The sequence below is a fragment of the Bacillus sp. FSL K6-3312 genome, from assembly GCF_038007485.1.
Classification (GTDB): domain Bacteria; phylum Bacillota; class Bacilli; order Bacillales; family Bacillaceae; genus Bacillus; species Bacillus pumilus.
This window is the reverse complement of sequence record NZ_JBBOXI010000001.1, coordinates 3,203,380-3,220,657: the sequence shown is the minus strand read 5'-3', so window position 1 is coordinate 3,220,657 and position 17,278 is coordinate 3,203,380. Positions and strand designations below refer to the sequence as shown.

The following is a 17,278-nucleotide window of genomic DNA, read 5'->3' as shown; positions in this document are numbered from 1 at the left end:
TTTGGAGGAAACAAGATGGCACAAATTCGTTTAGCAGGAACAAAAGAGGAGATTGACCGTATTCTACAGTCGTTTGACAAGCATTATGAAGTGACATATACATCAAAGGATTACGGAAAAACGAACCCAAAATACAAATATTCGAAAGATGTCCGCGTTTATATTGAACTAAAATTAAAATAAAGATAAAATTTTAATTGAAAACGCTTAAAGGATTTTGGTTTTTTGTATAGAATAGAGTTGAGTGTATAAAGCTATGGAGGGATACATAATGACAGAATTTAGAATCGAAAAAGATACAATGGGCGAAATCAAGGTGCCAAAGGACAAGTTCTGGGGTGCACAAACACAACGAAGCAAAGAAAATTTCAAAATCGGTTCTGAGAAAATGCCAAAGGAAGTTGTGAATGCGTTTGCAATTTTGAAACGTAGCACAGCGATTGCCAACGAACGTCTTGGCAACCTTGAGAGCGAAAAAGCAGAAGCAATTGCTGCTGTATGTGATGACATCATCAGCGGAAAGTATGACGAGCATTTCCCGCTTGTTGTATGGCAAACAGGTAGCGGGACACAAAGTAACATGAATATGAACGAAGTCGTTGCAAATAGAGCAACTGTTTACTTGAAAGATAAAAATAGTGAGTTCAGCATTCATCCGAATGATGACGTCAACCGCAGCCAAAGCTCAAATGACACATTCCCAACTGCTATGCACGTGGCAGCTGTTTTAGCTGTGTACAAAAAATTATTGCCTGCGATTGATCAATTAAGAGCGACTCTTGATGAGAAAGCAAAAGCATATCAAGAGATTGTTAAAATCGGTCGTACGCATTTGCAAGACGCAACTCCACTGACAGTAGGTCAAGAAATTAGCGGCTGGGTGTACATGCTGGACCGTTCAAAAGAAATGATTCTAGAATCAACTGAAAAAATGAGAGAGCTTGCGATTGGCGGAACAGCTGTTGGTACAGGAATTAACGCACATCCTGAGTTTGGTCAATATGTCGCTGAGGAAATCAGCAAGCTGACAGGTCAAAAATTCAATTCTTCACCAAACAAATTCCATGCGCTGACAAGCCATGATGAAATTACGTATGCACACGGTGCCCTAAAAGCACTTGCAGCTGATTTAATGAAAATTGCCAACGATGTGAGATGGCTGGCAAGTGGTCCTCGCTGCGGAATTGGTGAATTGATCATTCCTGAAAATGAGCCAGGAAGCTCCATTATGCCAGGTAAAGTCAACCCAACTCAAAGTGAAGCTTTAACAATGATTGCAGCACAGATTATGGGGAATGATGCAACGATCGGTTTTGCTGCCAGCCAAGGAAACTTTGAGCTGAACGTATTTAAGCCGGTTATCATCTATAACTTCTTGCAATCAGTTGAATTACTTGCTGACGGTATGAACTCATTCCATGACAAGTGTGCAGTTGGAATCGAACCAAACCTAGAAACAATCGAGAAAAACTTGAACAATTCATTGATGCTTGTGACGGCACTTAACCCGCACATCGGATATGAAAATGCAGCGAAAATTGCAAAGCTTGCTCACAAAGAAGGTTTAACGTTAAAAGAAGCAGCACTTCAATTAGAGCTGTTAACAGAAGAGCAGTTTGAAGAGTTTGTGAAACCAGAAGAAATGGTGACACCGAAAGCAAAATAAGAACCAGGGGCGGCTGCCCCTGGTTTTTTTCATTGAACGTGATGTGGACAAAAATGAAACCAAGGTTGTGCCTTGGGTTCTACAAATGATCTTCTTTCAAAATACGCAAAAGTGATTCAGAGTGGGTTTGGAGCGGTGCGTATAATTTTAATTGATGCAGCATGCCTTTCACGATGACTTGTCTAGGTTTCTGTTTGTTTAATTCATTTTCTAGAATGCCGAGTGCTTCAAATAAATCAGGCTCGTCTTTCACTTCATAGTGTGCTTCAGCCTGCTCTCTTAATTCTTTTAAAAGAGATTCTGTCAGCGGGTCGAATGACCGTTCATAAATAGGACCAAACCAATCGCTCGCTTGATCTACAGAGATAAGCGGAAGATCATGTCGCTCCATCATACCGCCCATCAAATCATCGATACGGTGAATCATCGTTGCGGCTAGCTCCTCAGCCTCTAGCTGAAAATCATATAAAATCGCAAGCTCGAAATAAACGTGGCTCATTCCCTCAATCGTCAAACAAAGATCAGCCATATAAGGAATCGCTGCATCTCCATATACCTGCTTAATGTTATCAATGTGAAGCTGAATGGTGGCAAGTCTGATTTGTTTTGCGAGCTGCTGCGTTTCTTCATTCATTGGCAGTGCTCGATCGCTCAGCTGCATTTTAATAAAATCCTTTTGCTGCAAGATATTATCGTAGTAGACAGTGAGCTGCTTACGGTAGGCTTCCTTTGGTGTGCCTCCCTCTGTTTGAACCTCATGGATCCGGGTAAATACCTTATCGTAATAGTAATGTAAGATTGAAATGAGCAGTGCTTCCTTTGATTTAAAATAAAGATAAAAAGCACCCTTTGACATGTGGCATTCATCCGCAATTTCCTGAACAGACGTTGTATTGTAGCCTTTACTGGCAAACAATTTCATGCCGGCCTCAATGATCATTTTCTCTTTCTTCTTCAATATGAATGTCATCCTTTCTTACCGAGAGACAAATGTCTTAGGAAACGTGCGCAAAGAGATGTGACTTATCGGTCATAAACGACGAAAGTTTTCAAAAATTAATCAGATTGTAACTTGTTTTTTACAGTGTAATTCTTTATATTATAAAGTAAGGTGACCAACTGGTCAAAAAATGTGAAAGGATGATGTTCCATGAGAGAAATCGATGATATGATGAGACGCTTGCGAACAAAAGGAATTCAAGTAGAAAAAGTCAAAATGCCGAAAGAGACAACCATTGAAAAGAAATGGATGTATCAAGCTGGCAAGAAAATCAAAGCCACATACCGTGATTTCAATGGGTATTCATTCATCTAAAAAAGACTGCGGTCAAAAACCTACAGTCTCTTCTTTGGTACCGTGATCGTATAACGTACACCTAGATCATCATTTTCAATTGATATAGACGCTTGATGCATGGAGAGAATTTTTTTGACAATGCTTAATCCAATACCGAATTCGCCCTTTTTTCCCTTACTAAAAGGTTCGTATAGGTTGGATAGCATATGTTCTTCAATTGGAGGACCGTCATTACGAATAACAATGCGTATTTGATCCTCTTCCTGTTTCATTTGAATATCAATTTTCCTTTTTGCGTAGCGAAGTTGATTTTCTAGTACATTCTCAAATAATTTGCTCCATTGTTCTGGATCGCCTTCAAGAGTAGCCTCATCATCTAAGTCCACGTTCCACTGTAATTCATTTTTCGACCAGCGTATTCGGTCGACCACTTCCAGCATCGTATTACTCAGTAGGAAGGAAGCATGTGCAGGGTGTTGATTTGATAAATAATCAAGCTTTGTTAAGTACAGCAAATCCTTGATTTTCTTCTCAAGCTTTTCTGCTTCACCTTCAATGACTTCCACCGTTTGTTCAAGATCTCCCTTAGGAAAAATACCATCTTTAATCGACTGCGTATAGCCGCGGATGACCATGACAGGAGTCTTTAAGTCATGTGATATATTTTGCAAAAGAGTCCGTTCTGTTTCATCCTTTTGAATGAGTTTTTGTCTCATTTCTTCAATGGTATGACCAAGCTTTCCGATTTCATCTTGCCGGTCAACGATGACAGGATCGTCCCAGTCCTCTTGTGCAATCCGCTTCACGTGCTTTTCAAACGCAACGATTGGACGGGATAAGTAGCGGGCAAGCCAAATCGATGGAATCCAGCTTAATAAAATAACGGTGCCCAAGATAAAGATCAGCTGTTTAAACAGCGTAAAGGAAAGGTCATCTCGATAAGAGTCTGGCGCATAAGACAAAAGAATATATTGTGTATTGCCTGTTGATACTTTTTTGATGACAAAAAAGATGTGCTGGCCATTCACCTCTTCAGAATAGCGTTTCGTTGCGCTTTTTTGTTTTTTCACAAAGGATTGGATTTTCTCAATAAAGGCGTGCGGGAAAAACTGCGCCATTTGGTTTAATTCATCTGACGGAATCAGAATGTGCTGCACCGAGCGGTTTTCCGGTGTCGACTTTGGCGAGCCGTCTCGGTTCAACGGATATTCTGTGAGAACCTGTTGTTCATTTTCGATATTTTTATAAATTTCATTCGTGAAAAAATTTCGTAATGTATTGGAAAATAGAATGATCAGGACAATCGAGATGGTGAGCAAAATACCAGAGATGACGATCCAAATTTGAAAAGCGAGTGGTTTGTTCTTCATCCTTTTAGCATCCTATAGCCAAATCCATAGATGGTCTCGACCTTTAAGTCGGGCATTTTTTTGCGCAATCGTCTGACAAGGTCATCCACCACACGATCTGTCCCGAAGTAATCGTGTCCCCAAATTTTGACGAGAATATCTTCACGAGAAAAAGCATGTCCTTGATGATGTGTAAATAAAAGCAGCAAGTCAAATTCCTTAGAAGTTAAGTTAATCAGCTGATCTCCTTCATACACCTCTCTTACATCCTCATGAATGACATAGGAGGAGACGGGTGTGACACTTTGCTGCTGCGGAGTATCGCTGTTTTTGTACACAAGCTCAAGCAGCTTTTGCACCCGAATGATCAGCTCGCGCGGAAGAAATGGCTTCGCAATATAGTCACTGCTTCCTAGCTCTAAACCGAGGACACGATCAATATCTGCGTCGCGTGCTGAAATGAAAATGACCGGTACGTCAGGTGATGCGGCTTTGATTTCTTTAATCAGTGTGTAGCCATCTGTATCAGGCAGCATGATATCTAAAATCCATAGATGCGGCGGCTTATTCATTGCTTCGCGTGCCGCTTCTCCGGTTAAAAAAGAGGAGACATTCCAATTTTCACTTTCTAAATATTTGGTTAAAAGTTCGTTTAAGTTTTGTTCATCTTCCACTAAATAAATGGTGTACGACAAAGTCTTCCACATCCTCTCACCGTCATTATAACGGGATACAAAGGCGGCATGTCAACAATCACATGCTTTTTTCACAATTTCACATATTCTTCTCATCATTATCCCATAATGTTTGTTTATGATAAGCTCAAGGGAAAAAAGGGCATAGATAAAAGGCAGATCAATAGGTGCTTTTCACGAATGTGCGCACCTTGCTTTTTTTCTATGAATAAGTATTATATAATTTGACATATTGTCATGTAGTATTTTCAATGATGTTGCCATTAAGAGGACATGAGTCCGATCTACACATATGAATCAAGCAAGTCATGAACATGATGTAAAGGAGTGTAAGCGATGGATTTCCGAAGAGAAGATGAAGAGAAGAAGTTGAATCAACAAGAAGATGTACATCAAGAGAATGAGAAACAAATAGACGAACCTGAAAAAGAAAAGGAACTCGTTTTTCAACCTCATGAAAACGAAGCTTCTGCCACTCAGGAGAGTGTGACAAACCATTCTCCTCAAATGGGGGATGACCGTGTGTCGAAAAAGGAGAAAAAACGGAAAGCAGCATGGCTCAGTCCGATCCTTGGAGGAATTATTGGCGGAGGCCTTGTGCTTGGCATTACACCGCTTTTGCCGCAGTCACAGGACACAGCAGCAAACACTCAAACGCAAACAGCGTCAAGTGAACCTGCAGCTTCTGAAAATTTCTCAACAAAACAAATTACCAATGCCACGAATGTCTCTGATATGGTAGAAGATTTAGAGCCAACCATTGTGGGAGTCTCAAACTATCAATCTACCCAAAATTCGTTTGGCCTTAGCGGTGATTCAACAGAAGCTGAAGCTGGAACGGGTTCTGGTGTCATCTTTAAAAAAGATGGCAAAAAAGCGTACATTATTACAAATAACCACGTAGTCGAGGGTGCCAATAAACTGAAAGTTACACTTTATGACGGAAAAACAAAAGAAGCGAAGCTTGTCGGCAGTGACGTGATGACAGATTTAGCTGTTGTCGAAATCAATGCAGACGGCATTGATAAAGTGGCGAGCTTTGGTGATTCTTCTAAGCTCCGTGCTGGGGACAAAGTGATCGCAATTGGGAACCCGCTTGGTGCTCAGTTCTCTGGTACTGTGACAGAAGGGATTATTAGTGGTCTTGATCGTACAGTTGAAGCGAACACGTCATCTGGTACGGTGGAAATGAATGTACTGCAAACAGATGCAGCGATCAATCCAGGAAACAGCGGTGGACCGCTTATCAATACAGATGGTCAAGTCATTGGTATCAACAGCTTAAAAATTAGCGAAAGCGGTGTGGAATCACTCGGCTTTGCAATTCCAAGTAACGATGTCAAACCGATTGTAGATGAGCTGTTGAAAAACGGAAAGGTTGAACGTCCTTACCTTGGCGTACAAATGATTGACCTTGAGCAAGTGCCTGAAACGTATCAAGAAAATACGCTCGGCCTATTTGATAAACAAATCGGCAAAGGGATTTACGTAAAGGATGTATCAAAAGGATCACCTGCACAAAAAGCAGGCTTGAAGTCTGGAGATGTCATCATCAAGTTTAAAGGAAAAAACGTGGCGAATAGCTCTCAGCTGAAAGAAATTTTGTACAAAGAAACAAAAGTCGGCGATAAAACGACAATGACTGTTATTCGTGAAGGGAAAAACAAGAACCTAGACATTACCCTCGGACAGTCTGAAACTGAATAAATGAAAAAACAGGTGGACGTTAAAGGTCTACCTGTTTTTTTATGCTTATTTTTTTGAAGAGAGTGTACGTAATATGATCTTTTCCCACATGCTCCAAGGCAGGAGCTGCTTTGCTGTAAATGAAAACCGCACTCCTTTCCCAATTGGATATCTCAGCTTTTTCAGTCGCTTCTTCTCGGCTAATCGAATCACAAGATCTGCGACTTCACGCGGGTCCCCGTAGTTTGATTTCTGGGCATTGATATGAGCCATCATTTTTTGATAGATGTGTATGTATTTCGAGCCTTCCTCTGGCTGCAACATGTGCTCGTTCATAGACGTGTTCCAAATATTCGTTTGGAAAGAGCCTGGCTGGATCAAGGCTACCTGTATACCGAACGAGGCCAGTTCAATGCGTAAGCTCTCTGTGTAGCCCTCTAAAGCAAACTTGGAGGATACATAAGGAGAAAGTGCGGGCATTCCCATTAATCCGCTGATGCTACTCATATTGAATATTTTTGCACCATTTGTCATCAGCGGAAGGACGGCTTGTGTCACTTCCATGACTCCGAAGACATTGACATCAAATTGCTGGCGGTACGTGTTAACAGGAACCTCTTCAGCAAAACCCGCATAGGCTGTTCCTGCATTGTTGACAAGCAGGGTAATTGGGGCGTAAGCATGTAGCTTTTTCTGAAATGCTTGAATTGACTGCGTGTCTGTCACATCTAATGCTTCAATATGTATCGATGCGGATAACGAGGCTTGCTCGATTTCTTCAGCAAGCTTTTTTGCATTCGCTTCCTGCCTGACACCTGCAATCACTTTATAGCCTTGCTTGGCGAGACCTATCGTGATGAGCTTGCCAAAGCCGCTATTGGCACCAGTTACAATGGCTGTCCTTTTCATCATCTCGTACCTCCTTTTTGTTTCAATTTACCATAGCCCGCTCTTTTATTGAATAACGAAAAGAAGGATGGAGAAGAATAAAAAGCGATGATAAGAAATAGGAGGTAGCACATGATGTGTTGGAAGAAGGCGGGACAAATAGGAGTGCTGCTTTTTATGCTGTCTGGCTGTCAATCGATTGAGCCGCTCCAGCAAACAAAGGAAGCAGAAGCAGAGAGTCTCTCAGCGGTTCAAATGAAGGAACTTCCATTTGAGCATCTCCACCTGCATGTTCAATACGGGCAGAAAAGCGAATTATACGAAGCCACCTATCGTCAGGCGAAAGGAAAAGAAGAAGCACTTATTCGTGATCATATGAACGGTGTCCGCTATGAAGGTGAAGAAGCATTACGCGAGATGAAGATGAAGCTAAATGATATGTCGATTCCTAGTGCGAAGATCAATGAAACGTATGTAAATGAGCTATTAGCTGCTTTTAATTTAGACGATGATTATCAGCGAATTCAGGTCGATATGAAGCTTGAAGATGGGACCAAACGTACATTCCAAAAAAAGAAGTAAAACGGAACTTTCTCATTTTTTAATTGAAAATGATTTTCAAGATCATTTAAATCTGATACACTAAATTGAGATAAGTGATCTTTTGCGTCTATATATAGACGATATTTCATATAAAAAATTTGCATGAGAAAAGGAGCGTTTGAGCGGAATGAGTGCCATTTCTACTGAAGGTTTAAGCTTAGGCTACGGAGAAACAATGATCATAGATGAACTAAATGTATCAATCCCTAAGGGTGAAATCACAGTATTTATTGGCAGCAATGGATGCGGTAAATCCACGCTACTTCGCTCTTTGGCCCGTCTCATGAAGCCAATGGGTGGTTCTGTCCTGCTTGAAGGTCATTCCATTGCCAAATTACCAACAAAGGAAGTAGCGAAACAGCTCGCCATTCTTCCGCAAGGACCAGAAGCGCCAGAAGGATTAACCGTGCATCAGCTAGTGAAGCAAGGCAGATATCCTTATCAAAATTGGCTGAAGCAGTGGTCAAAGCAAGACGAGGAAGCAGTGAATCGTGCACTGAAGTCAACAAAGATGGAAGACCTTGCTGATCGAACGGTCGATTCATTATCAGGTGGACAAAGGCAGCGTGCATGGATTGCGATGACGTTAGCGCAGGAGACGGATATCATTTTGTTAGATGAGCCGACGACGTATTTAGATATGACGCATCAAATTGAAATTCTCGACCTTCTGTTTGACTTAAATGAAAAAGAGCAGCGCACGATTGTCATGGTTCTTCATGACCTGAATCTCGCATGTAGATATGCTCATCACCTTGTAGCGATTAAAGACAAGACGATTTATGCAGAAGGAAGACCAGAAACGGTCATTAATTGTGATCTTGTGAAAAATGTCTTTGATATGAACTGCCAAGTGACAACAGATCCTTTATTCGGAACTCCATTATGTATTCCGCATGGCAGAGGACGCTGTATTGTGCAGCAAGCGCAAGCGGAGACATTTCTCGCTGCAAGATAATCGTATGTCAAAAGCCTGACATCTGTTACGTACAGAGTCAGGCTTTTTTCTGAAAAAAGGAGCGGAAGATCAATGGGAAATGAACTAGACGAAAAGCTGGAAGGCTTGCTTGAGAAATATACTGAGCTGTTGCTTGGCGAATCAACAGACGCACTGAAACAAGATGTGAAACAGTGGGTAATCTATTCTCATATTGCAAAAAGTATGCCGCCTCTAGCAAAGCACTTTAATGAAACGTATCCAGAGGCTAAGGAAGAAATCAAAGAAACAATTCAGCGGATCAAACAAATGAACGAAGCTCATCGAGCGAATCAAGATCGCTAAAAAACTGCCAGCTCCATACTGGCAGTTTTTCTTTATGACATCTGTGATGGTCCGTATGGAGATTGTTCTGTCAGTGTTTGCTGGAATTTCTGGTGCGCCTGCTGGAGCTTTTGCTGTTCAGCGGCTTCAACAGAATACCAGCCATATCGGAACATGACATCATATAAATGTCTTTGTGTTTTCTGAGTTTCTAGTGCAATTCGCTGAATATCCTGATAAAGAGATTCATGACTGAATTCATTGAGCGCTGTGTTGTATCCGCTTGTCATATATTTTTCAGTCGACAAGAGATCTGTGACAAAATCACGATCATTCATGTTTGTTGTCGTGGGAACCGGAGTTTGAGGATTCCCGATTTTTTGTTGGTTTTGTTGTTCCATGTTTTTTCCTCCTATTGCATAAAGCCAGTAGACTGGCCTTGCCCTGAGCTGCCTAAATGCTGAAGAATTTGTGTGTAATGCTGATGGTGCATTTGGCCCACTTGATTTAATTCTTGTTTCAATGTTTGGTCCTGGCAATGCTCGGCCATAAAGTGAGCCTTTTTCATAGCGATCAAGTTCCAATTCAGCATATCCTCTAAGTACAAGGAATCCTTCACTGAAATGACTTGCGGGGGCATATTCATTTGCTGATTGTTCAAGGTGTGTTCCTCCTTACGATTTTGTTTCCTTACTGATTCTTTTTATATTGTTGATTTTGACTAGTCTTTTTGCCGCCTAGGTCTGCTTCCTGTGATGGACCTGCGTTTCCTTTTACACTTGCAGCACTTACGCCTGCTTTCGATGGGTTTTTCTTCAAACGAGACATGTGGACATCACCTCCATTCTTACAATGCCCTCTCATCTTTAATTCATACGCCGCAAAGTAAGGCACATGAGAATGTGTGAATTTTTGAAATCCGCTCTTGAACTGTTTCGGAAAATCTTTTAAGATAAAGAAAGAGGCATTGCTTTTTTTTGGACAAAAAATGAATGACTGTTCATTCAAAATGTTTAGGGGGATATTTATGGGCAAACATATTCGCAAGGCGGCTGTCATTGGTTCAGGTGTCATGGGCTCAGGCATTGCTGCGCATCTAGCCAATATCGGGATACCAGTAACATTGCTAGATATTGTGCCAAACGAACTGACAAAGGAAGAAACGGCAAAAAAGCGAACGCTTGATCACCCTAGTGTTCGGAATAGATTAAGTCAAGAAGCGATGAAAAAATTGTTAAAGCAAAAGCCAGCACCTCTTACTTCAGCAAAAAACCTATCATACATCACACCGGGAAATCTCACAGATCACCTTTCCTTATTACATGATGCTGACTGGATCATTGAAGTCGTCACTGAAAAGCTCAGCATTAAACAACATGTATTCTCTCTCATCGACGAACACCGCAAAGAAGGCAGTATCGTATCAAGTAACACATCTGGAATTTCGGTTGAAAAAATGGCAGAAGGCCGATCAGAGGATTTTAAACGTCACTTTTTAGGCACACATTTTTTTAACCCAGCTCGTTATCTAAAGCTTTTAGAAATCATTCCTATTCAAGAAACAGATCCAGAAGTACTCCAATTTATGAAAACGTTTGGCGAGGATGTACTTGGTAAAGGCGTCGTTGAAGCGAAAGATACGCCGAACTTTATTGCCAATCGTATTGGTACTTATGGACTCCTTGTTACAGTGCGTGAAATGCTTGAAAACAAATACACCATTGGAGAGGTGGATTCGGTCACAGGACCTCTCATTGGAAGACCGAAAAGCGCGACTTTCCGTACACTTGATGTTGTAGGGCTCGACACGTTTTTCCATGTAGCCCGCAACGTATATGACCAAGTAGAAGGAAAGGAAAAAGATATTTTCCAGCTGCCTGAGTTTATTGAACGAATGCTTGAAAAAGGATGGATTGGCAGCAAGGCAGGGCAAGGATTTTATCAAAAAAATGGAAAGACCATTTTAGAACTTGACCCTGTGACGCTCACATACGGAGAACGAACGAAACTGAAAGATCCAGGCATTGAGATGGCAAAGCAGCAAAAGGGAACGAAAGCGAAATTGAAAGCGCTTATTTATCAAGATGGCCGTGCAGGACAATTGCTCTGGAACATGACGGCACCTGTGCTCCTTTATTCAGCTCAGTTAACAGGCGAAATTGCGGATGATATTCAGTCCATCGATAACGCAATGAAATGGGGATTTGGCTGGCAGCACGGTCCATTTGAGCTATGGGATGCAATCGGTGTGAAAAAAGCAGTCGAACGCATGGAAGCAGAAGGACACAGCATCCCGCAGTGGGTGCAAGACATGCTGTCAGAAGGACACGATACATTCTATCAAGAGAATGCTGATGGAGAGCGTGCGTTTTATCACAATGGGGCTTATGAACAGGAAAAAGGAAACGACAAGAATATTTCCTTAGCGAGATTGAAAAAGAAGCAGGGCGTGATTTTTAAAAATGCTGGTGCGAGCTTGATTGATATCGGTGATGATGTCGCCTTGCTCGAATTTCACTCCAAAAGCAATGCCATTGGACTAGATGTCATTGACATGATCAATCGCGCTGTCGATGAGGTGGAACAGAATTATAGAGGGCTTGTCATCGGAAACCAAGGGAAGAACTTCTGTGTTGGTGCTAACCTTGCTTTGATTTTAATGGAAGCTCAGGACGATAATTTCTTTGAAATTGACTTTGTGATCCGCCGCTTCCAGCAGGCAATGATGAAGGTGAAATATAGCGACCGTCCAGTCGTTGCTGCTCCGTTTGGTATGACACTCGGAGGCGGAACAGAGGTTTGTATGCCGGCAGCAGCTATTCAGGCGTCCAGCGAATCATACATGGGTCTTGTCGAAGCGGGAGTTGGACTGATTCCAGGCGGCGGTGGAAACAAAGAATTATACCTTCGCCATCTGCAAGGATCAGCTAAGCCGCCAGAGACCGCTATACAAGATGCTACGCTGAAAACATTTGAAACGATAGCAATGGCGAAAGTATCCACTTCGGCAGAGGAAGCGCGGGATATGAACATGCTTCGCGCGAGTGACCGAATCAGTATGAACGGAGATCACCTGATCTATGATGCGAAACAACTTGTGCTCTCTCTTGATGAAGCGGGTTATCGTGCGCCGCTCAAGCAAAAGGTGCCCGTCATGGGAGAAACAGGCTATGCAGCAATGATATTGGCGGCCGAAAATATGAGATTGTCTGGATACATTTCAGAGCATGACATGACCATTGTTAAAAAATTAGCTCATGTTATTTCCGGCGGGAAACTGCCATTTGGAACAGAGGTAGAGGAGCAATACTTATTAGAGCTTGAAAGGGAAGCCTTTTTAAGTCTTGTAGGAGAAGTGAAATCACAAGCACGCATGCAGCACATGCTCGTCAAAGGAAAACCTTTACGTAACTAAGGGGGAGTCAAAATGAGAGAAGCAGTCATTGTCGCTGGCGCGAGAACACCAGTAGGGAAGGCGAAAAAAGGATCGTTAAAACATGTTCGGCCTGATGATATGGGCGCATTGTGTGTAAAAGAAACATTAAAGCGTGCCGGTGATTACGACGGACAGATAGATGATTTGATCATCGGATGTGCAACACCAGAAGCTGAACAAGGATTAAATGTGGCTCGTAATATTGGAGCATTAGCAGGGCTTCCATATACAGTACCTGCGATCACCATTAACCGCTACTGCTCATCTGGTCTTCAGTCAATCGCTTATGCGGGTGAACGAATCATGCTCGGTCAGGCAGAAACAATCTTAGCCGGTGGAGTCGAATCGATGTCACAGGTGCCAATGATGGGTCACTCCATTCGTCCGAATGCTCATTTGGCAGAGCAAGCGCCTGAATACTATATGAGCATGGGACACACGGCAGAGCAGGTGGCGCAAAAGTATCAGGTCACACGTCAAGATCAGGACGCCTTTGCGGTAAGAAGTCATCAAAAGGCAGCCAAAGCATTACAGGATGGAAAGTTTTCAGATGAAATTGTATCCGTTGATGTAACAGAGCGGCGGGTAGGGAAGCAATATCAATTAGAAGAACATCAATTCAAGTTTTCACAGGATGAAGGCGTGAGAGCAGGGACAACGGAAGAGATTCTTTCTACTTTGCGTCCGGCTTTCTCGACAAAAGGCACGGTGACCGCAGGAAACTCTTCACAAACAAGTGACGGCGCTGCATGTGTGATGATGATGGATCGTGAGAAAGCATCCTCACTTTCCCTTCAGCCTCTTGCCAAGTTCCGGGCGTTTGCTGTTGGTGGTGTACCGCCTGAGGTGATGGGAATCGGTCCGATTGAAGCCATTCCGCGTGCGCTGAAAATCGCTGGACTTGAGCTGAAGGATATCGGGCTGTTTGAATTAAACGAAGCGTTTGCCTCTCAGGCCATTCAAGTCATTCGTCATTTAGGAATCGATGAAGAGAAAGTGAATGTCAATGGCGGGGCAATCGCGCTAGGTCATCCGCTCGGCTGTACAGGAACGAAACTGACACTGTCGCTCATTCATGAAATGAAGCGGCGAAACGAGCAATTTGGCATTGTCACAATGTGTATCGGCGGGGGCATGGGAGCAGCAGGAATTTTTGAATTGATCTAAAGGGGGAAATCAGAATGAAAGCAATGGAAGAAGTAAAAAAGGGTGGAAGCTTCTTAATTGATGAGACGAATTATGAACATATCTTTACACCAGAGGATTTCTCTGATGAGCATCAAATGATTGGAAAGACAACAGAGGATTATATTTTACAAGACGTTGTTCCATATATAGATCAAATTGAAAACCATGAATTTGAGCATTCCGTCAGGCTTCTCAAAAAGGCTGGAGAGCTTGGGCTGCTAGGAGCTGACGTGCCTGAAGAATTCGGCGGACTTGGATTAGATAAAATCAGTTCAGCCATTATTACCGAGAAATTCTCCAGAGCAGGAAGCTTCTCGCTTTCCTATGGCGCCCATGTAGGCATTGGATCTCTGCCCATCGTGCTGTTTGGAAATCAAGCACAAAAGGAAACATATCTTCCTGGACTCGCTTCTGGAGAAACAATTGCAGCGTACGCCCTCACTGAACCAGGATCAGGCTCTGACGCCCTTGGAGCAAAGACAACTGCGGTCTTAAATGAAGCCGGAACTCATTATGTGCTGAATGGTGAAAAACAATGGATCACAAACTCCGCATTTGCCGACGTCTTTGTCGTATATGCGAAAATTGATGGTGAACACTTCTCTGCTTTTATCGTAGAAAAGGATTTTCCAGGTGTCAAAACGGGACCTGAAGAGAAAAAGATGGGCATTAAAGGGTCATCGACGAGAACATTAATACTTGAAGATGCTCAAGTGCCGAAGGAGAATTTACTAGGTGAGGCTGGTAGAGGTCACGTCATTGCCTTTAACATTTTGAATATCGGACGCTACAAGCTGGCTGTCGGGACAGTTGGTGCGTCAAAACGTGTCATTCAATTATCGGCAGAATATGCAAATCAGCGTAAGCAATTCCAAACGCCTATTTCTCGATTTAGCTTAATTGGTGAAAAAGTAGCCAACATGTCGGCAAAGCTCTATGCGATGGAAAGTGCTGTTTACCGCACAGTCGGATTATTTGAACAGCGCATGGGCCTATTAAGTGAAGAAGAGCAAAAGGACGGCAAAAAAATCGCCCAGTCCATTGCAGAATATGCGATTGAATGCTCTCTTTGTAAAGTGCTTGGCTCTGAAACTTTAGATTATATTGCGGATGAAGGTGTGCAGATTCACGGCGGATATGGATTTATGCAAGAATACGAGGTCGAAAGAGCCTATCGTGACTCGCGGATTAACCGTATTTTTGAAGGGACAAACGAAATCAACCGTCTGCTTGTACCAGGCACATTCTTGAAGAAAGCGATGAAGGGAGAGCTTCCGCTGCTTCAAAAAGCGCAAACCTTACAGGAAGAGCTCATGATGATGATGCCGGAAGAGCCGGGTGATCAGCCGCTCGATCAAGAAAAATACTTGCTCGTCCATGCGAAAAAGATCGCCTTAATGGTATCTGGAATGGCGGCGATGAAGTATGGAAAAGCATTAGACAAAGAGCAAGAGATTCTTGTGAACATAGCGGATATCGTCAATGAAATTTTTGCTGTTGAATCGGCGATTCTGCGTACTGAAAAGGCAATCGCTGCATCAGGGCTAGATAAGAATACTCAAAAGCTTGCTTACACACAAATTTTCACGCAGGAAGCCTTCTTAAAAATTGAAGCCCATGCAAAAGAATCCTTGATCGCGATGGAAGAAGGAGATTCACTCCGCATGAATCTGTCAGCTCTTCGCAAACTGACAAGATTCACCCCGATCAATGTCATCGCCAAAAAGCGCGAAGTGGCGAAACGAATCTTTGAAGCAGAGAAATATATCGTATAAGACGGCTTAAAAGGTGCGGATATCACTCCGCACCTCAGCGTGTAGACAAACCCTCGCATTCTTTGTCAGTTCTGTGCTCCGGTGCTCACGAATGTCAAATTCGCTCCGCTCCGATGCTCGTCCTTCCTAGACTTCAAAGGTTTTCTATCACGCTGAAAAGAAGACAAAGGGCTAAAATAAAGATCATTTTAGCCCTTTGTCAACAATCTGAGGTGCGGATATCATTCCGCACCTTTTTGTAAGCATACATTTAGGTTTTTAAAATATTTTGTGATAAAATGTTCTCACTACTTGCAGGAGGTGAAAATAGTGGCTTTAGATTTTTATGAATACCCATCTTGCGGTACATGCCGAAAAGCAAAAAAATGGCTGGAAGAACACAATAAAGACATCAACAGTATACATATCGTCGAAGAGACGCCTGATAAAGAAACATTAAAAGCGCTTTACGAAAAAAGCGGCTTAGAGCTGAAGAAGTTCTTTAATACAAGCGGACAGAAATACCGAGAGCTACAGCTGAAAGATCAACTTCCTGCAATGTCAGAGGAAGAGCAGCTCGAATTACTCGCATCTAACGGAATGCTGATCAAGCGTCCGATTACAACAGACGGTAAACGAGTCACAGTTGGATTTAATGAAGATACATTTAAAAGCGTCTGGAAATGATGTAACTTTCATTCAGATTGTGGTATCTTCAATATAGATTGAAAGAAAAGACTGGAGGGGTATTGAATGAGCACACCAAAAGATTTACGTTATTCAGAAGAACATGAATGGGTCAAAGTAGAAGGAGATAAGGTGCGTATCGGTATTACGCATTTTGCTCAATCTGAGCTAGGCGATATCGTGTTCGTTGAGCTTCCTGAAGTAGGAGACAAAATTACAGCGGACGAGCCTTTCGGAAGTGTAGAATCAGTGAAAACAGTTTCTGAGCTTTACGCACCGATCAACGGTACAATCGTCGAAGTGAACGATGAGTTGGATGACAGCCCTGAATTCGTCAACGACTCTCCATACGAAAAAGCATGGATGATCGTGGTAGAGCCAGCTGATACATCTGAAATTGAGAACTTGATGACTGCTGAGCAATATGAAGAAATGACAAAAGAAGACTAATTCACGTGAAATTGGACACTCTACCTTTATGGGGGGTGTCCAATTTGTCTTTTCAAAAAGAACATGTGGATATAACAGATCATGTCACTGGACGATTCAAAGAAAGCGGCATGGTGCTGTATCATCAAAATGAAGAGATTGGCACGATGATTAGTGAAAACCAATATGAGTTAAAATCAGGTTATTCCTATGATCAAAATCGTTTTTATCGTCTGACGGATACATTGACCCACGGGACAGAAAAATATGTAGACTGTGATGATGAAAATGGCTGGTGCTAATCACAGATGAGGCTGCAGTGAGCATAAGCTGCAGTCT

General features: G+C 42.4%; 20 protein-coding genes. 13 read left to right on the top strand and 7 right to left on the bottom strand.

All coding sequences use genetic code 11. The annotated features are described in order from the left end of the window. Positions 1-15 precede the first annotated feature (15 nt). Together MHI11_RS17025 and fumC are read left to right on the top strand one after the other, a co-directional pair. Positions 16-183, top strand: a complete 168-nt coding sequence (locus MHI11_RS17025) for a YvzF family protein (RefSeq protein ID WP_003213147.1) — start codon at positions 16-18, stop codon at positions 181-183. Between the two features lie 88 nt (positions 184-271). Beyond that, positions 272-1,666 (top strand): class II fumarate hydratase, encoded by a 1,395-nt coding sequence (gene fumC / locus MHI11_RS17020; protein WP_065098049.1) that lies wholly within the window; start codon positions 272-274, stop codon positions 1,664-1,666. A 79-nt stretch (positions 1,667-1,745) separates the two neighbouring features. Here fumC and MHI11_RS17015 read toward each other — a convergent pair whose 3' ends face one another. Continuing rightward, complete coding sequence (locus tag MHI11_RS17015; RefSeq protein ID WP_065098050.1) at positions 1,746-2,624, bottom strand: TetR/AcrR family transcriptional regulator; 879 nt, start codon at positions 2,622-2,624, stop codon at positions 1,746-1,748. A gap of 192 nt (positions 2,625-2,816) precedes the next feature. Between MHI11_RS17015 and spxO the strand changes: the two genes are divergently transcribed. Further along, on the top strand, positions 2,817-2,981 hold the full coding sequence (gene spxO, locus MHI11_RS17010) for an anti-adapter protein SpxO (protein ID WP_095285802.1): 165 nt from the start codon (positions 2,817-2,819) through the stop codon (positions 2,979-2,981). A 20-nt stretch (positions 2,982-3,001) separates the two neighbouring features. Here the strand turns inward: spxO and MHI11_RS17005 are convergent, their stop codons facing one another. Together MHI11_RS17005 and MHI11_RS17000 are read right to left on the bottom strand one after the other, a co-directional pair. Continuing rightward, positions 3,002-4,333: a HAMP domain-containing sensor histidine kinase gene (locus tag MHI11_RS17005; protein ID WP_065098051.1), complete on the bottom strand. Its 1,332-nt coding sequence runs from the start codon at positions 4,331-4,333 to the stop codon at positions 3,002-3,004. Then, complete coding sequence (locus MHI11_RS17000) at positions 4,330-5,007, bottom strand: response regulator transcription factor (protein WP_003212732.1); 678 nt, start codon at positions 5,005-5,007, stop codon at positions 4,330-4,332. Before MHI11_RS17000 ends, MHI11_RS17005 begins: the two co-directional genes overlap by 4 nt. Before the next feature lie 336 nt (positions 5,008-5,343). On the opposite strand from MHI11_RS17000, the gene MHI11_RS16995 reads away from it, so the two are divergent. After that, positions 5,344-6,714, top strand: coding sequence for a S1C family serine protease (locus MHI11_RS16995; RefSeq protein ID WP_044140893.1), 1,371 nt, complete (start codon positions 5,344-5,346; stop codon positions 6,712-6,714). 45 nt (positions 6,715-6,759) lie between these two features. Here MHI11_RS16995 and MHI11_RS16990 read toward each other — a convergent pair whose 3' ends face one another. After that, positions 6,760-7,605, bottom strand: a complete 846-nt coding sequence (locus tag MHI11_RS16990; RefSeq protein ID WP_340961731.1) for an oxidoreductase — start codon at positions 7,603-7,605, stop codon at positions 6,760-6,762. 111 nt (positions 7,606-7,716) lie between these two features. On the opposite strand from MHI11_RS16990, the gene MHI11_RS16985 reads away from it, so the two are divergent. The 3 genes from MHI11_RS16985 to MHI11_RS16975 all read left to right on the top strand — a co-directional run bounded on the left by MHI11_RS16985 (position 7,717) and on the right by MHI11_RS16975 (position 9,466). Continuing rightward, positions 7,717-8,163: a YusW family protein gene (locus MHI11_RS16985; RefSeq protein WP_170965972.1), complete on the top strand. Its 447-nt coding sequence runs from the start codon at positions 7,717-7,719 to the stop codon at positions 8,161-8,163. A 148-nt stretch (positions 8,164-8,311) separates the two neighbouring features. Then, a complete protein-coding gene (locus MHI11_RS16980) occupies positions 8,312-9,142 on the top strand; it encodes an ABC transporter ATP-binding protein (RefSeq protein WP_003213584.1) in 831 nt (276 codons plus the stop codon). Positions 9,143-9,214: 72 nt separating this feature from the next. Then, entirely contained in the window at positions 9,215-9,466 is a 252-nt protein-coding gene (locus MHI11_RS16975; protein ID WP_044140890.1) for a YusU family protein, read from the top strand. A gap of 32 nt (positions 9,467-9,498) precedes the next feature. Here the strand turns inward: MHI11_RS16975 and MHI11_RS16970 are convergent, their stop codons facing one another. The 3 genes from MHI11_RS16970 to MHI11_RS16960 are packed head-to-tail and all read right to left on the bottom strand — an operon-like array spanning position 9,499 to position 10,273. Further along, positions 9,499-9,846, bottom strand: a complete 348-nt coding sequence (locus MHI11_RS16970; protein WP_058013724.1) for a spore coat protein — start codon at positions 9,844-9,846, stop codon at positions 9,499-9,501. 11 nt (positions 9,847-9,857) lie between these two features. Next, complete coding sequence (locus MHI11_RS16965; protein ID WP_223250686.1) at positions 9,858-10,091, bottom strand: hypothetical protein; 234 nt, start codon at positions 10,089-10,091, stop codon at positions 9,858-9,860. A gap of 44 nt (positions 10,092-10,135) precedes the next feature. Further along, complete coding sequence (locus tag MHI11_RS16960; RefSeq protein WP_003212904.1) at positions 10,136-10,273, bottom strand: YuzL family protein; 138 nt, start codon at positions 10,271-10,273, stop codon at positions 10,136-10,138. Positions 10,274-10,472: 199 nt separating this feature from the next. Here MHI11_RS16960 and MHI11_RS16955 point away from each other — a divergent pair, with 199 nt between their 5' ends. From MHI11_RS16955 to MHI11_RS16930, 6 genes are all read left to right on the top strand, one after another. Next, positions 10,473-12,860 carry a 3-hydroxyacyl-CoA dehydrogenase/enoyl-CoA hydratase family protein gene (locus MHI11_RS16955; RefSeq protein ID WP_126740877.1) on the top strand — a complete coding sequence of 796 codons (2,388 nt, stop codon included), beginning with the start codon at positions 10,473-10,475 and terminating at the stop codon, positions 12,858-12,860. A gap of 12 nt (positions 12,861-12,872) precedes the next feature. Beyond that, the gene (locus tag MHI11_RS16950; RefSeq protein ID WP_340961728.1) at positions 12,873-14,048 is read left to right on the top strand and encodes an acetyl-CoA C-acetyltransferase; all 1,176 of its coding nucleotides are present in this window, start codon (positions 12,873-12,875) and stop codon (positions 14,046-14,048) included. Between the two features lie 14 nt (positions 14,049-14,062). Then, entirely contained in the window at positions 14,063-15,844 is a 1,782-nt protein-coding gene (locus tag MHI11_RS16945; protein WP_106067273.1) for an acyl-CoA dehydrogenase family protein, read from the top strand. A 309-nt stretch (positions 15,845-16,153) separates the two neighbouring features. Further along, positions 16,154-16,510, top strand: a complete 357-nt coding sequence (locus MHI11_RS16940) for an arsenate reductase family protein (RefSeq protein ID WP_044140884.1) — start codon at positions 16,154-16,156, stop codon at positions 16,508-16,510. 66 nt (positions 16,511-16,576) lie between these two features. Then, positions 16,577-16,960 carry a glycine cleavage system protein GcvH gene (gene gcvH, locus MHI11_RS16935; protein WP_003213614.1) on the top strand — a complete coding sequence of 128 codons (384 nt, stop codon included), beginning with the start codon at positions 16,577-16,579 and terminating at the stop codon, positions 16,958-16,960. Between the two features lie 44 nt (positions 16,961-17,004). Further along, positions 17,005-17,241, top strand: a complete 237-nt coding sequence (locus MHI11_RS16930) for a YusG family protein (RefSeq protein WP_044140883.1) — start codon at positions 17,005-17,007, stop codon at positions 17,239-17,241. The last annotated feature ends 37 nt before the right edge of the window (positions 17,242-17,278 follow it).

Excerpts from the sequence above, each read along its gene's own strand:
- MHI11_RS16965 (WP_223250686.1), bottom strand. The coding sequence starts at position 10,091 with ATGAATATGCCCCCGCAAGTCATTTCAGTGAAGGATTCCTTGTACTTA.
- MHI11_RS16970 (WP_058013724.1), bottom strand. The coding sequence starts at position 9,846 with ATGGAACAACAAAACCAACAAAAAATCGGGAATCCTCAAACTCCGGTT.
- fumC (WP_065098049.1), top strand. The coding sequence starts at position 272 with ATGACAGAATTTAGAATCGAAAAAGATACAATGGGCGAAATCAAGGTG.
- MHI11_RS16990 (WP_340961731.1), bottom strand. The coding sequence starts at position 7,605 with ATGATGAAAAGGACAGCCATTGTAACTGGTGCCAATAGCGGCTTTGGC.
- spxO (WP_095285802.1), top strand. The coding sequence starts at position 2,817 with ATGAGAGAAATCGATGATATGATGAGACGCTTGCGAACAAAAGGAATT.
- MHI11_RS16960 (WP_003212904.1), bottom strand. The coding sequence starts at position 10,273 with ATGTCTCGTTTGAAGAAAAACCCATCGAAAGCAGGCGTAAGTGCTGCA.
- MHI11_RS16980 (WP_003213584.1), top strand. The coding sequence starts at position 8,312 with ATGAGTGCCATTTCTACTGAAGGTTTAAGCTTAGGCTACGGAGAAACA.
- MHI11_RS16985 (WP_170965972.1), top strand. The coding sequence starts at position 7,717 with ATGTGTTGGAAGAAGGCGGGACAAATAGGAGTGCTGCTTTTTATGCTG.
- MHI11_RS17025 (WP_003213147.1), top strand. The coding sequence starts at position 16 with ATGGCACAAATTCGTTTAGCAGGAACAAAAGAGGAGATTGACCGTATT.
- MHI11_RS17005 (WP_065098051.1), bottom strand. The coding sequence starts at position 4,333 with ATGAAGAACAAACCACTCGCTTTTCAAATTTGGATCGTCATCTCTGGT.
- gcvH (WP_003213614.1), top strand. The coding sequence starts at position 16,577 with ATGAGCACACCAAAAGATTTACGTTATTCAGAAGAACATGAATGGGTC.
- MHI11_RS16995 (WP_044140893.1), top strand. The coding sequence starts at position 5,344 with ATGGATTTCCGAAGAGAAGATGAAGAGAAGAAGTTGAATCAACAAGAA.
- MHI11_RS16950 (WP_340961728.1), top strand. The coding sequence starts at position 12,873 with ATGAGAGAAGCAGTCATTGTCGCTGGCGCGAGAACACCAGTAGGGAAG.
- MHI11_RS16945 (WP_106067273.1), top strand. The coding sequence starts at position 14,063 with ATGAAAGCAATGGAAGAAGTAAAAAAGGGTGGAAGCTTCTTAATTGAT.
- MHI11_RS16955 (WP_126740877.1), top strand. The coding sequence starts at position 10,473 with ATGGGCAAACATATTCGCAAGGCGGCTGTCATTGGTTCAGGTGTCATG.
- MHI11_RS16975 (WP_044140890.1), top strand. The coding sequence starts at position 9,215 with ATGGGAAATGAACTAGACGAAAAGCTGGAAGGCTTGCTTGAGAAATAT.